The organism is Arthrobacter oryzae, assembly GCF_003634095.1.
In the GTDB taxonomy this organism is placed as follows: domain Bacteria; phylum Actinomycetota; class Actinomycetes; order Actinomycetales; family Micrococcaceae; genus Arthrobacter; species Arthrobacter oryzae.
Window position 1 is genome coordinate 18,902 of the sequence record NZ_RBIR01000008.1, and the last position, 16,811, is coordinate 35,712.

Annotated in this window: 13 protein-coding genes; 2 read left to right on the forward strand and 11 right to left on the reverse strand. The window is 67.6% G+C overall.

The features are described from left to right. Positions 1 to 149: 149 nt before the first annotated feature. The 11 genes from C8D78_RS15635 to C8D78_RS15685 all read right to left on the reverse strand — a co-directional run bounded on the left by C8D78_RS15635 (position 150) and on the right by C8D78_RS15685 (position 15,212). Positions 150 to 1,757: an ABC transporter ATP-binding protein gene (locus C8D78_RS15635; RefSeq protein ID WP_120954916.1), complete on the reverse strand. Its 1,608-nt coding sequence runs from the start codon at positions 1,755 to 1,757 to the stop codon at positions 150 to 152. After that, complete coding sequence (locus C8D78_RS15640) at positions 1,754 to 2,518, reverse strand: energy-coupling factor transporter transmembrane component T (RefSeq protein WP_120954793.1); 765 nt, start codon at positions 2,516 to 2,518, stop codon at positions 1,754 to 1,756. The genes C8D78_RS15635 and C8D78_RS15640 overlap by 4 nt, the downstream gene beginning before the upstream one ends. A 107-nt stretch (positions 2,519 to 2,625) precedes the next feature. Further along, positions 2,626 to 3,447 carry an ECF transporter S component gene (locus tag C8D78_RS15645; protein WP_120954794.1) on the reverse strand — a complete coding sequence of 274 codons (822 nt, stop codon included), beginning with the start codon at positions 3,445 to 3,447 and terminating at the stop codon, positions 2,626 to 2,628. 131 nt (positions 3,448 to 3,578) lie between these two features. Next, complete coding sequence (locus C8D78_RS15650) at positions 3,579 to 4,622, reverse strand: nucleoside hydrolase (protein WP_120954917.1); 1,044 nt, start codon at positions 4,620 to 4,622, stop codon at positions 3,579 to 3,581. 71 nt (positions 4,623 to 4,693) lie between these two features. Then, positions 4,694 to 5,671, reverse strand: coding sequence for an aldo/keto reductase (locus tag C8D78_RS15655; protein ID WP_120954795.1), 978 nt, complete (start codon positions 5,669 to 5,671; stop codon positions 4,694 to 4,696). 62 nt (positions 5,672 to 5,733) lie between these two features. After that, positions 5,734 to 5,952 carry a helix-hairpin-helix domain-containing protein gene (locus tag C8D78_RS15660; RefSeq protein WP_120954796.1) on the reverse strand — a complete coding sequence of 73 codons (219 nt, stop codon included), beginning with the start codon at positions 5,950 to 5,952 and terminating at the stop codon, positions 5,734 to 5,736. An 85-nt stretch (positions 5,953 to 6,037) separates the two neighbouring features. Beyond that, complete coding sequence (locus C8D78_RS15665; RefSeq protein ID WP_120954797.1) at positions 6,038 to 6,595, reverse strand: hypothetical protein; 558 nt, start codon at positions 6,593 to 6,595, stop codon at positions 6,038 to 6,040. Between the two features lie 76 nt (positions 6,596 to 6,671). Further along, the gene (gene dxs, locus C8D78_RS15670) at positions 6,672 to 8,645 is read right to left on the reverse strand and encodes a 1-deoxy-D-xylulose-5-phosphate synthase (protein ID WP_120954798.1); all 1,974 of its coding nucleotides are present in this window, start codon (positions 8,643 to 8,645) and stop codon (positions 6,672 to 6,674) included. A gap of 132 nt (positions 8,646 to 8,777) precedes the next feature. Beyond that, the gene (locus tag C8D78_RS15675) at positions 8,778 to 11,591 is read right to left on the reverse strand and encodes an aconitate hydratase (protein ID WP_120954799.1); all 2,814 of its coding nucleotides are present in this window, start codon (positions 11,589 to 11,591) and stop codon (positions 8,778 to 8,780) included. 283 nt (positions 11,592 to 11,874) lie between these two features. Next, on the reverse strand, positions 11,875 to 13,239 hold the full coding sequence (locus C8D78_RS15680) for a class I SAM-dependent RNA methyltransferase (RefSeq protein WP_120954800.1): 1,365 nt from the start codon (positions 13,237 to 13,239) through the stop codon (positions 11,875 to 11,877). After that, positions 13,236 to 15,212: an APC family permease gene (locus C8D78_RS15685; protein WP_208641982.1), complete on the reverse strand. Its 1,977-nt coding sequence runs from the start codon at positions 15,210 to 15,212 to the stop codon at positions 13,236 to 13,238. Before C8D78_RS15685 ends, C8D78_RS15680 begins: the two co-directional genes overlap by 4 nt. A 154-nt stretch (positions 15,213 to 15,366) precedes the next feature. Here C8D78_RS15685 and C8D78_RS15690 point away from each other — a divergent pair, with 154 nt between their 5' ends. Then, positions 15,367 to 16,038 (forward strand): potassium channel family protein, encoded by a 672-nt coding sequence (locus C8D78_RS15690; protein WP_120954802.1) that lies wholly within the window; start codon positions 15,367 to 15,369, stop codon positions 16,036 to 16,038. Next, entirely contained in the window at positions 16,039 to 16,782 is a 744-nt protein-coding gene (locus C8D78_RS15695; protein ID WP_120954803.1) for a potassium channel family protein, read from the forward strand. It abuts the gene before it with no gap. Positions 16,783 to 16,811 lie beyond the last annotated feature (29 nt).

The window sequence follows — 16,811 nt, forward strand, 5'->3', positions numbered from 1 at the left end:
GTCCGGGTCCTTGAAGTTGAACCACCGGCCGTCCTGGATCTCGCTGACTTCCGAGCCCGTGCCCTGCAGGTGGACGTGGGCAGCCTCGATGTCCGCCGTATTGAGGTGGAACGCTGGTACACGGAAGACGGCATCCGCGGCGGCACCAGTCAGATTTCCCGCAGGTTCCCGGCATCGAGTTGGAGAATCCGGTGCGCGGTGGCACGGGCGTAGGCGAGGTCGTGCGTGACCATCACGACGGCGGTTCCCCGCGCCGCCGCGGCCTTTACGGCCCGGCCCAAATGTTCGAGGCCGGTCCGGTCCAGCCCGACGGTGGGCTCATCCAGGGCCAGGACTGCCGGTTCGCGGGCCAGAACAGTGGCCAGGGCGAGCAGCCGCTGCTGCGAGGATGGCAGTTCGGCCGGGTGGACTGTCTCGGCAGCCGCGGACAGCCCGACGGCCGCCAGCGCTGCCCGGGCCTTCCCCTCGGCGCCGGCCTTTCCGAACAGCTCCCGGAGTCCGAACAAGGTTTCCCGGAGGACGGTCCGCTCGAAGAGCTGGTCCCGGGGATGCTGGAAGAGCAGGCCCACCGAGGCCGCAACCGTCCCCACCGGCACGCCGGTGATGTTGCGGCCGCAGACCCGCACCTCTCCTGCCGCGGGCCGCAACAGCCCGTTGAAGTGGCGCAGGAGGGTCGATTTGCCGGTTCCATTGGCTCCGGTTACGGCAACAATTTCGCCCGGGCGGACCGTGAGGTTTACATTCTGAAGGACCAGCACCGGCTGAGGGCCCACCCGGCGGCGTGAATCCCCGCCGTAGCAGAAACTCACCCCGTTCAATTCGAGTCCTGCCATTACGGGTGCTACGGCGCCGTGTGTGCCAGCACCGGGACCGGGCGCGGCCACACCGTCCTTCTGGGCGCCGGTCTTCTGGGCGCCGCCCTCCAGGACTCCAGTCTCCCGGTCACCGGTGTCCGGCTCCCCGCCGCGGCCGCCAACCACTGGCACGAGCACGCCGGAACGCTCCAGCTCGGCCGAACCGGCCAGTTGAGCCGGCGTCCCCTCGGCGGTGACCACGCCGCCGACCAGAACGGTCCAGTGCGTGGCCTCTCCGGCGAGCCGGTCGGCGGCCTGGCTTAGGAGGACGACGCCGGTGCCTGCGCCGCAGAGGCCGCGGATCAGGGCCTCGATCTGCGCTGCACCGGCCCCGTCCAGCGAGGCCAGCGGCTCGTCGAGGATGAGGATGTCCGGTTCCGCGATGACGGCGCAACCGACGGCGAGTCGTCGCAGCTCACCGCCGGAGAGCGTGGCCGGGTCCCGATCCAGCAGCCCGGACAGACCCACCCGTGCCGCGGTGCGCTCCACGGCGCGCAGCATGGCCGCCCTCGGGGTCGCACGGTTTTCCAAGCCGAACGCCAGTTCCTCGGCCACGGTGGCCCGAACGGTGGAAAGCATGGCGGCCGCGTCCTGCGGGACATAGGCCACGCGGCGGGACCATTCCGCGGGGTTGAGCCGGGGATCATCCGGCGCCCCCTGGAACTCCAGTCGGGTGCCGTCAAGCTCCAGGCTGCCGCGGAATTCCCCGGAGTGGCCGGCCCGGAGCCAACCGGCCAGCAGTTTTCCGAGCGTGGATTTGCCGCTCCCGGAGCCACCCAGGACGGCCGTCAGGGCCCCTGGAGTCACCGAAAGTGCGGCGCTGCCCAGCGCCGGGCGGTTTTCGCCGTGGAACGTGAACGAGCCGATGCTGGCCCGCAGCGCCGTCCGGGTTGCCGCGGTCACCGCGTCACCCCGGCGGGCCACGAGACCACGAGCCGAGCGACGACGGCTGCCGCTGTGAGCACCAGTGCGGCCGCCCGGAAGCGCCGCTGGGCGGTTGAGTCTGCGACGTCGCGGTAACTGGTGCGGGGCCCCGCGTTGCCGAAGCCGCGGGCGTCAAGCGCCTGCGCGCGGCTGCCGGCGTCGTCCATCAGTGCCAGCACCAGGGGCACCATCTGCAGCCGGAGGGTGCCCATGCGGGACAGCAGGCCGCCGCGGACCACCATCCCGCGCGCTTCCTGGGCTTGCCGGATCCGGTCCAGGCGCCCCGCGACGGCGGGCAGGAGGGTGAGGGTGGACGCCAGCACGAAGCCGAACTGCGGCGGGATCCTGCGGGCGGCGAGGGCGGAGAGGAGATCGGGAACGCTCACGGTGAAGGAGAAGAGCAGGAAGACCAGGACACACGCGGTGGTCCGCGTCCCGAGCTCCAGCGCGAATTCGAGGCCTTCGGCCGTGACCCTGGCGGGGCCCCATTCTGCCAGGACGGTGTGGCCTTCGGGGAAGAAGAGACCGTGCAGCACCAGGAGGGACAGGCACAGCGGAACCAGGATGACCGCCGCTGCGGACAGCACCCTCCCCGCCACTCCCCCGCGCACCGCAAGGATCGCCGCGGCAACAGCCACGGCGGCAGAGAGCGGCCAGCTGGCTGCCGCCGTCGTGACGACGGCGGCGCCGACAGCCGCAGTCAGCGCGGTGAACGGGTGGAGGTGATGGGTGCGGGTCACGGAGTCAGATGCGTCACGGTCGAGGTTTCAGAGGCTTAACAGTTCAGAGATTCAGCGGTTCAGGGATTCAACGGTTCAGAGGCTCAACGGCGCCGGGAGTCACGGGCTCAGGCGTCCGGCGCTGCAGGCGACTTGCCGGCCAGGACCCGGAAGCGCCGCACGAAGGGGAACTGGAAGGTGGTGCGGCGGGGCAGTGCATAGGCGAGGAGCGCGGCGATCGTGAAGACAATGGCCTTGTCCATGGGATCGGAAATCAGGGCCTGCTTGGTGATGGCGGCCAGGAGCGTGTCGCCCATGGCGCGGAAGGCGCTGACGATCGCCCCGGTGCCAAGGCCCGAGGTGCCGCCGAACACGAACGCGGCGATCGGGGCTGAGATGACACCGGCGATGATGCCGGTGACGAATCCGGCGATCGGCACGAAGTAGAAGCGGCGGAACAGGCCCCAGCGGGCGGCCATGCCGGCGAGGAAGCCGATCAGGGCGGCCCCTGCGGCGAAGGGCAGCACAGTGGGGTTGAAGAAGGACCAGACAATGCTGCTCAGCGCGCCCGTGGCGGCCCCGGCGGCCGGGCCGGCGAGAACGCCGATCAGGACGGTGCCGATCGCGTCAATGTAGAACGGCAGCCCGGTGCTGCCCATGAGCTGTCCGAGGACCACGTTCAGGACCAGCGCCACGGGGATCAGGACCAGCGTGGAGGTCGGGAGGACGGGCAGGACGGCGATGATCAGGAGAACCGCGCCGAGCAGGAAACCGCCCAAGGCCACGAGGGCCGAGAAGCTGGCCGGGCCGTTGGCAATATCCGCGGGCTGGGTGAGCACCAGAAACACGTAGGTGGCGGCGATGGCCGCGGCCCCTGCGATTTCGAGCAGGCGGCGGCTGCGGCCGGCCGCCTGTCCAGGGGCGGGGACGGTGAGGGCTGGCTTCGACATGGGGGTGTTCCTTTGGCTGGGTACAACGACATCCGCCTCATGTCACCTCGGCGCAGCTACCATCCTAGCGAGCGGCCACCTTTCTGGCGATCCGCGGACGCCCCCGGGACCACGTCCGGCCGGTCCGCTGCTTACGCCGACGGTGACTTCGAGGCCGCCGGCGCCGTGCCCACTGCTCGGGCGAGGGCGCCGACCGAGGAAATCAGCTCGTCGAAGCAGTGCCCGGGGTTGTTCTCGGAGACGATCCTGGCGTTCGGCGGCAGCCCCCACAGCCCGCGGAAGTCCGCCACCGTGGTGCCGACCAGCAGCGGCGAGTCCGTTTCGACGTCGACCGTGGCCGGCCGGATGGTGAACGGCGTGCGTCCCGCCGCGACGCAGGCCGCAAAGGCGTCGTGAACGTGCGCGACGTATCCCTGGTCGTATAGCCGGTGGAATTCCATGTAGAAGCGCACGGCGTCGGACAGGCAGGCGACGAGCCGGTTGCCGGAGCGGCTGCGCTGGCCCTCGGGCTGCTCCGGGAGAACCAGTTCAGGTTCCGGCGCGCCCGCGGCCTCGGCGAGCCGGCGCAGGTGCTCCGGCCGCATCTCGATCCGCTCGGTGGTCTCCAGGGCGCAGACAATCGGCAGCTTGTCCTCGGGCAGCCCGCGGTAGGCGGCAAACACTTCCTTGGCCGCATGCGGGTCGACCGAGGTGTTCCATTCGGCCGTCGGCGTCGTGTTGCCCTGGTAGTAGTAGCTGCCGCCCATAATGACGAGCCCCTTGAGCAGCCTGGGCAGTTCCGGCTCACGGCGCAGGGCCAGCGCAAAGTTGGTCAGCGGACCGGTGATCAGCCCGGTAATTTCGCCCGGATGCGCGCGTACTTCCTCCACCCAGACGTCGACGGCGTGCCGCGCCGAGATCTGCTGCACCGGCGGCGGCAGCTCCGCGTAGCCGATCCCCTGCGGCCCGTGGGTCTCCTCGGTGGTGACCAGCGGGATCTCCAGCGGAACCTCAGCGCCGATGGCCACCTCGATGCCCTCCCGTCCGCACAGCTCCAGCAGCGCCAGGTTGTTCAGCGCAACCTGCCGGGCGCCGACGTTCCCGGCCGTGCAGGTGATCGCCCGGATACCGACCTCGGGCCTGGACATCAGGTAGACCAACGCGAGGGCGTCGTCGATCCCGGTGTCCACGTCCATCAGGATCGAGTGCGTCACGGGCGTACCCGCCGCACGGTTGCCCGTGGCCTGATCAGTTGAGGTCACCTCGCTCAGAAGAGCGCCACCTTGGGCGTGCGCGGGAAGAGGTCATCAAGCTCGGCGAGGTCGGCGGCACTGGGCTTCCAGGCGACCGCGGCGGCGTTCTGGCGCACCTGCTCCGGCGTCGTGGCACCGGCGATGACGCTGCTGACGGACGGCTGGGCGGCCAGCCAGGAGAATGCGACCTGGACTTCGTTGAGGCCGCGCGCGGTGGCGAACTCGCCGAACGCACCCAACTGTTCCCAGTCGGCGTCGTTGACCAGGTTGGTCCGGGTGTGGCTGAGGCGGGACCCTTCCGGGGCCCGGCCGGCCGAGTACTTGCCGGTCAGCAGCCCGTTGGCGAGCGGGAAATACGGCAGGACGCCCAGGCCGAAGGCCTCGGCGGCCGGCGTGACCTCGAGTTCGGCACGGCGGTCCAGCAGGTTGTAGTGGTTCTGGCTGGAGATGAACCGCGCTCCCCCGCGGGCGCGGGCAACGAACTCGGCCTCGGCGATCTGCCAGCCGGCCCGGTTGGAGTGGCCGATGTAGCGGACCTTGCCGCTGGTCACCAGCTCATCGAGGGCAGAAAGGGTCTCATCGACGGGCGTCAGGGGATCCGGGGTGTGGAACTGGTAGAGGTCGATCCAGTCCGTACCAAGCCGGCGCAGGGAGGCCTCGGCTGCTTTGATGATGTAGCGCCGGGATCCGCGGGCGCCGAAGTCCTCGCCGTTGGCCCCGCGCATGTCCATGCCGAACTTCGTGCCGATCAGGGCGTCCTCCCGGCGCGCGCCAAGGGCCTTGCCAAGCATGGTCTCGCTGAGGCCCGGCTCGCGGCCGTAGGTGTCGGCAACGTCAAAGAAGGTAATCCCGGCGTCGAGGGCCGCATGCACGACGGCGTCGGTCCCCTCCTGCGATTCGGTAGCTGTCCCGGAACGGCCCAGGTTGTTGCAGCCAAGTCCCACGACCGAGACGGAGAGTCCGGAATTTCCCACACGGCGATATTCAGTCATGGTTTTAGCCTATAACGGCCCGGCGGGCGTTCCGTCCGGGCCGTCCACGGTGCAGGGCCCCGCTAACCCGCAGGCAGTTCCAGGCCGTGCTCGTCCATGGCGTCTTGGAGCTGCGCGAGGGTGCGCGGGCAGACGCCGGGCATCCCGGCCAGCCTGCGGCGGCCGAGCACCACCAGATGCTCGAGGGTTTCCACCCCCGCATGCGCGAGGGACTTGCGCGCGGGCGCGTCCAGTCCCGCGGGGAGTGGGGTGCTGCCTGGTCGAGAAGATTTTCGCGTCACTGCGGTGCCTTCCAGTCGGTTGCCCCCAAACTGATGTGAGCCGTGCCCGGCCCCTGACTTGCCGGTGAAACTTAGAGCCTGAGCCCTAGAGGATGAAGCTGTTGGCCGGTTTCGGTGAGTGCTTGAGCTTGAATGTCTCCTCGCCAAACGGCGCGGCGCCAATGCTCAGCTTGGTGAAGTCCAGGTCTTCGCCCCGGATGCACACTTTGATGGCGTTGACCGTCTTATTGACGTCGGGGGTGAGGCAGAAGATGTTGAGCCTCGCGTCGGAGAACTCGCTGCGGTCCACAACGCCCAGGCCCCGCCACGCCAAGTGGCTGATGAGGGCGTCTTTGGCTTTTTCCTCAAGGTACCGGTCGCGGCTGGTCCCTTCCTTGGTCTTCAGCGCGTACTGGGCCACCACCCAGAACTGGTCTTCCTCGGGGATCTCGGCGTAGCCGTCCTCGGCGCACTGCACCGCGAAGGCATCCATGAGGCCCTCGGAGGCTTCTGCGTTTTCCACGTCAGTTTCGTCAGTATTGCTCTGGTGCCCGACGACGCCGTGGTTCATCACGAACTGGCTGTAGTCCTCATCAAACCAGGCTTCCCGGAAGTGCAGGGTGCCCTCGTCGTCGCGTTTGTAAACCCGGATAATTCCACTCATATGCCAGTTCCTTCCTGGGCCGTGCCGCGCCGCCTGAGCGGGCGCCGCACGGGGTCGTGCTCAACAGACGTGCTGGCTACAGCAGCGGCAGGCTGCCGGTGCTGGGGTGCTCCTGGCCGGGCAGGGGCCGCGCAAACGGCACCTTGGTGCCCAGGACCTGGGCGACGACATCGTGGGTGATCTGCCGGGCGGTCAGCCCGACGCGTTCGAGCACCTGGTTGCGGGTTCCGTGATCGAGGAACTCCACCGGGAGGCCGACCTCGTTGAGGGCGGTGTCCACTCCGGCGGCCCGCATTTCCTGCCGGATCCGCGAGCCGACCCCGCCGGCCCGGACTCCGTCTTCAATGCAGATGACCAGGCGGTGGCCCGCGGCGAGATCGATGATGGACCTCCGGACCGGCAGGACCCAGCGGGGATCCACCACCGTGGAGCTGATGCCCTGGGCGCCGAGCCGGTTGGAGACGTCCAGCGCGAGTTCGGACATGGCGCCGACGCTGACGATCAGGACGTCGTTCTCGCTCGAGCTCGCGGGCCGGCGGGCCAGCACATCCACGCCGTCGCTCAGCCGTTCGAGCGCCTCAACCTCTGCCCCGACGCTGCCCTTGGAGTAGCGGATCACGCTGGGGGCATCCTCGATGGCCACGGCCTCGCGCAGTTCCTCCCGCAGTCGGGTGGCATCGCGCGGCGCGGCGAGGTGCAGCCCGGGCACGATCTGGACCATGGCCATATCCCACATGCCGTGGTGGCTTGGGCCGTCGGGCCCGGTGACGCCGGCCCGGTCCAGGACGATCGTCACGCCGGCCTTGTGCAGGGCGACGTCCATCAGCAGCTGGTCGAAGGCGCGGTTCAGGAAGGTCGCGTAGACCGCAACCACGGGGTGCAGTCCCCCGAATGCCATGCCGGCGGCCGAGGTGAGGGCATGCTGTTCGGCGATGCCGACGTCGAACACGCGGTCCGGGTGCCGGGCGGCGAATTTGTGCAACCCGACCGGAATCAGCATGGCCCCGGTGATGCCGACGATGTCGTCGCGCTCGTCGGCGATGTCGGCGATCTCATCGGCAAAGACGGCGGTCCAGGACTTGGCCCCGCCGGCCTCGGTGGGGGCGCCTGTTTCCGGATCGATGATTCCGACGGCGTGGAACTGGTCCGCCTCATGGGCGCGGGCCGGGGCGTAGCCGTGACCCTTTTCCGTCATGGCGTGCACAATCACGGGACCGGCGTAGTTCTTTGCCGTGGAAAGGGCGTTTTCCATGGCCTGGAGGTTGTGGCCGTCGACCGGGCCGATGTACTTCATGCCGAGGTCCTCGAACATGCCCTGCGGGGCCCACCAGTCTTTGACACCCTTCTTCATGGCGTGCAGGCTCTTGTACGTGAACTGGCCCGCGGGGCCGCCGTTCTGAAGTTTGCGCTTCCACCACTCGAGTGTTCCCTCATAGGCGGGGGCGGCGCGGAGGGAATCGATGGTGGGGCGCAGGGACGCGAGGTAGTCGGCAAACCCGCCGACGGTCGGGGCGTAGGAGCGGCCGTTGTCGTTGACCACAATGACGACGCGGCGTTTCTTGTCCGCCGCGATGTTGTTGATGGCCTCCCAGGCCATGCCTCCGGTCAGGGCGCCGTCGCCCACCACCGCGACGACGAAGCGGTCTCCGTCTCCGGTGAGTTGCCTGGCCCGGGAAATTCCGTCCGCCCAGGACAGCGACGAGGACGCGTGCGAGCTTTCGACGATGTCATGCTCGGATTCGCCGCGGTCCGGGTAGCCGGACAGGCCGCCCTGCTGGCGAAGTGTGCTGAAATCCTGGCGCCCGGTGAGGAGTTTGTGCACGTAGGACTGGTGACCGGTGTCGAAGACGATGCTGTCGCGGGGGGAATCAAAGATCCGGTGCACCGCGAGGGTGAGCTCGACCACGCCGAGGTTCGGGCCCAAGTGCCCTCCCGTCTGGGAGACGTTGCCGATCAGGAATTCCCTGACCTCGGCTGCCAGCTGTTCCAGCTGCGCCTCTGACAACTTGCTCAGGTCCTGCGGATTCCGGATGGTGTCCAAGATTCCCAACGGCCCCTCCTTCGGGTGGTAGACATGCCTTTTAACTCTAACGCCTCCCGGCGGGCCGTCGCGCCGGAAAAGGGAAAGCCCCGGTCCGTCGGTGACGGGCCGGGGCTTTCTCGTTGGACTGCTGAGCCTCCGCTAGTGCGCGGAAATCTGGCGCAGGACGTACTGCAGGATGCCGCCGTTGCGGTAGTAATCCGCCTCGCCCGGGGTATCGATGCGCAGGACCGCGTCGAAGGACGTGACGGTACCGTCCCCGGCAGTTGCCGTGACCTTGAGGGTCTTCGGCGTCGTGCCCTCGTTCAGGGCGGTGACGCCCTCAACCGCGTAGGCTTCCGTGCCGCTCAGTCCCAGGCTGGCGGCGTTCTGGCCGGCCGGGTACTGCAGCGGCAGGACACCCATGCCGATCAGGTTGGAACGGTGGATCCGCTCGTAGCTCTCGGCCACGACAGCCTTGACGCCCAGGAGCGCGGTGCCCTTGGCTGCCCAGTCGCGGGAAGATCCGGAGCCATACTCCTTGCCTGCCAGGACCACCAGCGGGGTGCCGGCAGCCTGGTAGTTCTGCGCGGCGTCGTAGACGTAGGCCTGCGGGCCCTCGGCCTGGGTGAAGTCGCGGGTGAAGCCGCCCTCAACGCCGTCGAGGAGCTGGTTCTTGATGCGGATGTTCGCGAACGTGCCGCGGATCATGACCTCGTGGTTGCCACGGCGTGAGCCGTAGGAGTTGAAGTCCTTGCGTTCCACACCGTTGGCCAGCAGGTACTGCCCCGCCGGGGTGTCCGACTTGAAGGAGCCGGCCGGGGAGATATGGTCCGTGGTGACGGAGTCGCCGAGCTTGAGCAGCACGCGCGCCCCGGTGATGTCCTGGACCGGATCCGGCGTGGCCTTCATGCCCTCAAAGTACGGGGGCTTCCGGACATACGTGGACTTCTCATCCCACGCGAAGGTGTCACCGGCGGGGGTGCTGAGCGCCTTCCAGCGGTCGTCGCCTTCGAAGACACCCTCGTAGCCGCGGGCAAACATTTCCTTGTCGATCGAGGAATCGATGACCTGCTGGACCTCGACCGGGTTCGGCCAGATGTCCTTCAGGAAGACGTCGTTGCCGGCCTCGTCCTGGCCCAGGGCGTCGTTGTCGAAGTCGAAGTCCATGGTGCCGGCCAGGGCGTAAGCGATGACCAGCGGCGGGGAGGCCAGGTAGTTCATCTTCACGTCCGGGTTGATCCGGCCTTCGAAGTTGCGGTTGCCGGAGAGGACCGCGGTGACGGAGAGGTCGTTGGCCTGGATGGCCTCGGAGATCTCGGCGTCGAGCGGGCCGGAGTTGCCGATGCACGTGGCGCAGCCGTAGCCCACGATGTAGAAGCCGAGCTTCTCGAGGTACGGGGTCAGGCCCGACTTGTTGTAGTAGTCGGTGACCACCTTGGAACCGGGAGCCACGGAGGTCTTGACCCACGGCTTCGAGGCCAGGCCCTTGTCCACGGCGTTGCGGGCCAGAAGCGCGGCAGCCAGCATCACGGAAGGGTTGGACGTGTTGGTGCAGGACGTGATCGAGGCGATCGAGACCGCGCCGTGGTCGAGCTCGAACTCGCGGCCGTCCGCCGTGGTGACACTGACCGTGTTCGACGGGCGTCCGTTGGACGTCGGTCCGTGGGAGTGCGGGGCCTGGTCCGTGAAGTGGCTTGAAGCGCCCGTGAAGGAGGGCGCGTCGGAGGCCGGGAAGCTTTCGTCGATTGCCTCGTCGACGCTGCCGCCAACCAGGTCTTCCTTCACGTAGTTCCGCAGGTCCTCACGGAACTGGGCCTTGGATTCGGTGAGGATGATGCGGTCCTGGGGGCGCTTCGGGCCGGAAATCGACGGGACAACCGTGGACAGGTCCAGCTCGAGGTACTCGGAGAACTTGATCTCGCGGGAGGGATCGTGCCAGAGGCCCTGTTCCTTCGCGTAGGACTCCACGAGGGCCACGTTTTCGTCCGACCGGCCGGTGAGGCGCAGGTAGTCGAGGGTGACGTCGTCGATCGGGAACATCGCGGCGGTAGAGCCGAACTCGGGGCTCATGTTGCCGATGGTGGCGCGGTTGGCGAGGGGCACGGCCGCGACGCCTTCGCCGTAGAACTCCACGAACTTGCCGACCACGCCGTGCTGGCGCAGCTGCTCGGTGATGGTGAGTACGACGTCGGTGGCGGTGGCGCCGGCCGGGATGGATCCGGTGAGCTTGAAGCCCACGACGCGCGGGATCAACATGGAAACGGGCTGGCCGAGCATGGCAGCCTCGGCCTCGATGCCGCCAACGCCCCAGCCCAGCACGCCAAGGCCGTTGACCATGGTGGTGTGCGAGTCGGTGCCCACGCAGGTGTCCGGGTAAGCCCGCAGGACTCCGTCGATTTCTCGGGTCATTACGGTGCGCGCAAGGTACTCGATGTTGACCTGGTGCACGATGCCGGTGCCCGGGGGGACAACCTTGAAGTCATCAAATGCCGTCTGGCCCCAGCGCAGGAACTGGTAACGCTCCCCGTTGCGCTGGTATTCGATCTCCATGTTGCGCTCCAGCGCGCCGGAGTTGCCGAAGGCGTCAATCTGGACGGAGTGGTCAATGACCATTTCGGCCGGTGCCAGCGGGTTGACCCGCTTCGGGTCTCCCCCGAGCTCCTTGACGGCCTCACGCATGGTGGCGAGGTCAACGACGCACGGCACGCCGGTGAAATCCTGCATGATCACGCGCGCCGGCGTGAACTGGATCTCGGTGTCGGGCTCGGCGCTGGGGTCCCAGCCTGCCAGTGCGCGGACGTGGTCGGCCGTGATGTTGGCACCGTCCTCGGTCCTCAACAGGTTTTCAAGCAATACCTTGAGGCTGAACGGAAGGTTTTCTGCACCTTCGACGGAGTTCAACCGGAAAATTTCATATTCGGATCCGGCTACATTAAGTTTGCCTTTTGAACCGAAGCTGTCCACAATGCTCATCGCAGGACTCCTCTCGCAACAGTTTCATCTTTGTCGCGCCACTGAACCCTTGCTAGTTAGGTCGGCCTAACTAATACAGGCATCAGTACATAGTTGTACGCGATGCAGGTACGGAACGCAGGGAACAGCCGTTTCGATAACGGCAGTCTCACTTACAGCAATGCTAATAACGGCAGTGCTACTAACATCAGTGCTAATAACGACAGTGCTGCTACCCACAATGCTGCTGACTACAGTGGTGATTGGAGCGCGACGACGGACTACTCCGCCCATCCTAGTGGCATCAGGGTTGGGGAGTCAGTAACGCCACAGTCTCCATGTGATGGGTGTGCGGGTAAAGGTCAAAGGCGCGCAGCCCCGCCATCCCCCAGCCGCCCTGCCGGAAATAGCCGAGGTCGCGGGCGAATGACGCCGGATCGCACGAAACATAGGCGATGGCCCGCGGGCCGGCGTCGATCAGCTGCTTGACTACTGCCTTACCGGCTCCGGCCCGCGGCGGATCCAGGATAAGGGCGTCGAAGTTCCGGGGTTTCTGCCGGAGGACCCGCTCGACGCGGCCCTGGACGATCTCCACCTGGGCGGCGTCGTGCAGGTTCTTGCGTGCATCGCGGCTGGTTCCCGGAGCTCCCTCGACCGAGAGCACGGATCCGGTCACCCCCACGGCGTCGGCCAGCGGCGCCGTGAACAGCCCGGCCCCGGCGTAGAGGTCCGCCACGACGGAGCCCGGCGCGAGGTAGCCGCCGTCGTGCAGAAATCCGGTGACGGCACCGACCAGCGTTTCCGGGGCATCCCGGTGGATCTGCCAGAAGCCGTCGCCGGTCACCCGGTAGTCGTGGCCCGCCGCGGACTCCTGGACATAGGTGCGGCCGCGCAGCTGCAGCACCTCACCGGTGGCCGGGTCCAGGCTCGCCACCGAGACGTCCTCGGGCAGTTGGGCCAGGATGGCGCTGAGCCGCTTGGCCCGGGTCCCCGGGGCAGACACCAGCAGCACGAGCGGGCGGGAGCCGTTCGCGGGAGCAGCGACCTCGACGCGGTCGATGCCCTGCAGGTCCATCTCCCAGAGCCGCAGCGCGTTGATGCCGTCCACGGCCAGCGGCATTTCGCGCACGGGCAGGATGGCATCGGAGCGGTGGGCGTGCATGCCGAGTTTGCCGGCCGGGGTGACGGCAAAGCCGGCGCGGGTCCGCCAGCCGAGGCCTTGCACGGCACCCGTGCCGTCGCCGGCGGCGATGCCGACGGCTTCGACTGTGGCCTGCTCTGGCAAGAGGTCGACGCCGGCGAGCCGCTTGAGCTGTTCGGCCACGACCTCGGCCTTGAGGCTGCGCTGGCGCGCCAGCGAGATGTGGCCGAGCTCGGCGCCGCCTACGGGCGGATGGCGGTGCGACCATGAGCGCGCGGAATCGGCGAGGTCCCAGAAGTGCGGCACCCGGTCCGGCGAGGGCTCGAGGACCTCCACTACGTCGGCGCGCCAGAATTTGGCGGCCGCGCCGTCGTCGGTGAGCCGGACGCGGACCTTCTCGCCGGGGATTGCGTGGCGGACGAACACGACCCGCCCCTCATGCCGGGCAACGCAGTGCCCGCCGTGGGCGACCGGTCCGACGTCGACGACGAGGTCGTTGTGGGTGTGCAACTGGGTGTCGGGGGTCATTGGATATCCTGCAGTTTCTTGGCTTCTTCGGAGGACTTGAGCTGCCACGGCACGCTGGCCACCATAACGCCGGGCTCGAAGTGCAGGCGGGTCTTGATGCGCAGCGCCGTCTGGTTGTGGACCAGCTGCTCCCACCATTTACCCACGACGTACTCCGGGATGTAGACCACGATCAGGTCGCGCGGGGAATCCCGGCGCATGCTCTTGATGTACTCCATGATCGGGGTCACCGTTTCGCGGAACGGACTGGCCAGCACCGTCAGGGGCACCGGGATTTCGAGTTTCTCCCAGTCCGCGACGGTCGCCTCGGTCTCCTCCGGGCTGATGTCCACGGTGATGGCGTCCAGCCGCGACGGGCGCGAGGCCCGGGCGTAGGCGAGGGCGCGCAGGACCGGCTTGCGGACGTGCGAGACCAGCAGCACGGCGTGCACCCGGGTTGGCAGGGCGCGCGGCGAGGAGTCCTCGTCCACGGCGAGTTCCTTGGCCACGTTGTCATAGTGCGCCCGGATGCTCCACATGATCAGGAACAGCACGAACATGGCCAGCAGGGCGATCCAGGCGCCCTGCGAGAACTTGGTGATCAGGACGATCACCAGAACCAGGGCAGTCATGCCGAAGCCCAGAGTGTTAATGGTCCGGGACTTGATGATGCGCAGCCGCACCGAAGGGTCCTTGGACAGTTTCAGTTCCCGCCCCCAGTGCCGGATCATGCCCAGCTGGCTCATGGTGAAGGAAATGAAGACGCCCACGATGTAGAGCTGGATGAGCTTTGTGACATCGGCATTGAAAGCGAGGATCAGGACGAGGGCGCCGGCGGCCAGGGCCAGCACGCCGTTGCTGAAGGCCAGCCGGTCGCCACGGGTGCGCAGCTGCCGCGGCAGGTAGCCGTCCTGGGCCAGGATCGAGCCGAGCACCGGGAAGCCGTTGAAGGCCGTGTTGGAGGCGAACACCAGGATGACGCCGGTGGCGGCCACCACAACGTAGAACGGAATGGATCCCGCGCCGAAGACGGTCTGTGCGATCTGGCTGATGGCGGGATTTTGAATGTATCCCTCGGGCAGCGGCTTGCCGTTCAGGAGGAATTCCGTGGCCGGATCCTGGACGATGTGCACCTTGGTGGCGTTGGCGAGGTAGATGATGCCGGCGAGCATGGCGGAGGCAATGACGCCGAGCAACAGCAGGGTGGTGGCCGCGTTCTTGCTCTTGGGCTTCTTGAAGTTGGGCACGCCGTTGCTGATGGCCTCGACGCCGGTCAGGGCCGCGGCGCCGGAGGAGAAAGCCCGCAGCAGCAGGAACGCACCGGCCAGCCCGACGAGGCCCTGATCGAATTCCGGTTGCGGCACGATCGTGAAGGCCGCCGACGGCGCCTGCGCCAGTTGTCCGGTCACGGCCTGGAAGACGCCCACGGCGGTCATGCCCAGGATGGAGGCCATGAAGATGTAGGTCGGGACGGCAAAGACGCTGCCGGCTTCCCGGATGCCGCGCAGGTTCACGAGGGCCAGGATCACCACGCCGATCGTGGCAATCGCGGCCTGCTGGCCGTGCAGCGACGGCACCGCGGTCGTCAGGTAGGTCGCGGCCGAGGACATGGACACCGCCACGGTCAGCACGTAGTCGACCAGCAGCGCGGCGGCCACGGTGAGGCCCGCATACTTGCCCAGGTTCACGTTGGCGATCTCATAGTCGCCACCGCCGGAGGGGTAGGCATGGACGTTTTGGCGGTAGGACGCCACGACGGTCAGGAGCACCACCATGACGGCGAGGCCCACCCACGGCGCGATCGTCACCGCACTCACCCCGGCGAGGGCCAGCGTGAGGAGGATTTCGTCCGGTGCATAGGCCACGGACGAGAGCGCGTCCGAGGCGAAAATGGGCAGCGCGATGCGCTTTGGCAAGAGGGTGTGGGCCAGACGGTCGTTCCGGAAGGGCTTGCCTACCAGCACCCGCTTCACGGCATTGAAAATTGTCAGCACCACACAAAGCTAGTCTGATTCGGACGCGATGTCATGACGGCGAAGTTTGCGCGTGCAGGGCCGCCGCACGGTGCCTCGCGGCCGTGGCCGTCCGGCGGCCCGTGGCCGGTAGAGTTTTACCCAGTATCAGACGCAAAACCAAGAGGAGGCCCATGTGGCGCACTTCGTGATCATGGGTTGTGGCCGTGTCGGGGCAACCCTGGCGCACACGCTCGAGGACGCAGGCCATTCGGTGGCCATCATCGATCAGGATGACCGCGCCTTCCGGCGGCTCCGCACGGGATTTTCCGGACGAAAAGTCACCGGGGTCGGGTTTGACCGCGAGACGCTGAAGCGGGCCGGCGTCGAGGAGGCCTATGCTTTCGCGGCGGTCTCCAGCGGCGACAACTCCAACATCCTCGCCACCCGGGTGGCGCGGGAAACCTTCCACGTCCCCCATGTTGTGGCCAGGATCTATGATCCGGGCCGCGCCGAAATCTACCAGCGCCTCGGGATTCCCACGGTCGCCGCGGTCCGCTGGAGCGCCGACCAGGTGCTGCGCCGGATCCTGCCCGAACAGCACATCGCCGGCGACTTCCGGGAGCCCTCGGGCCGGCTGGTCCTTGCCGAGGTGGACCTGAACCCCGACTGGATCGGGCACCCGATCTCCTCGATCGAGAAGGCGGCCGGCATCCGGATCGCGTACCTGACCCGGTTCGGCGAAGGTGTGCTGCCAGCCGCCGGCACGTCCTATCAGGACGGCGACACCGTTCACGCCATGCTGAACGTGGACCGGAGCTCCGAGATCGGCCATATCCTCGCCAAATCCCCCGCCAAGGAGTCCTAAGTGAAAGTCGTTATCGTCGGTGCCGGAAGCGTCGGTTCCTCGATCGCCCGCGAACTGCTGGCCCACAAGCATGAGATCCTGCTCATCGACGAGAAGCCGGAGGTCATCGGCCGGAGCGGCCTCCGCGGCGCCCACTGGCTGGTCGGCGACGCCTGCGAGCTGAGCACCCTGCAGGACGCCAAACTCGAGGACGCCGACGTCGTGGTCTCCGCCACCGGTGATGACAAGGTCAACCTCGTGGTGTCCCTGCTGGCGAAGACGGAATTTGGCGTCGGACGCACGGTCGGGCGCGTTAACAACCCTAAGAACGACTGGATGTTCGACGACTCCTGGGGAGTCGACGTCGCGGTTAACACCCCGCAGCTCATGACCGCGCTGGTCGAGGAGGCTGTGGAGATCGGCGACCTCGTCCGGCTGCTGACGCTGCAGACCGGAGTGTCCTCGCTGGTGGAGTTCACGGTCCCGCACGATTCGCACGTGATCGGCCTGACCGTGGGCGATGTCCAGTGGCCCGAGGACTCCACCCTGGTGGCGATCCTGCGGGACCAGGCGCCCATCACGCCGAGCCGCGACGACGTGCTCGACGGCGGCGACGAACTCTTCTTCGTGACCACGATCGCGGCGGAGGACGAGCTTCGTTCCCTGCTGGCTCCGGAATCCCCGCCCGAGGATCAGCACCCGGTGACCTCGGACCAGCACGGCCACGCCAGCCAGCCGGCCTCGGACGACGGCTTCGACGGCTAAGCCCGGCCTTAAACCACAGATGCGCTATC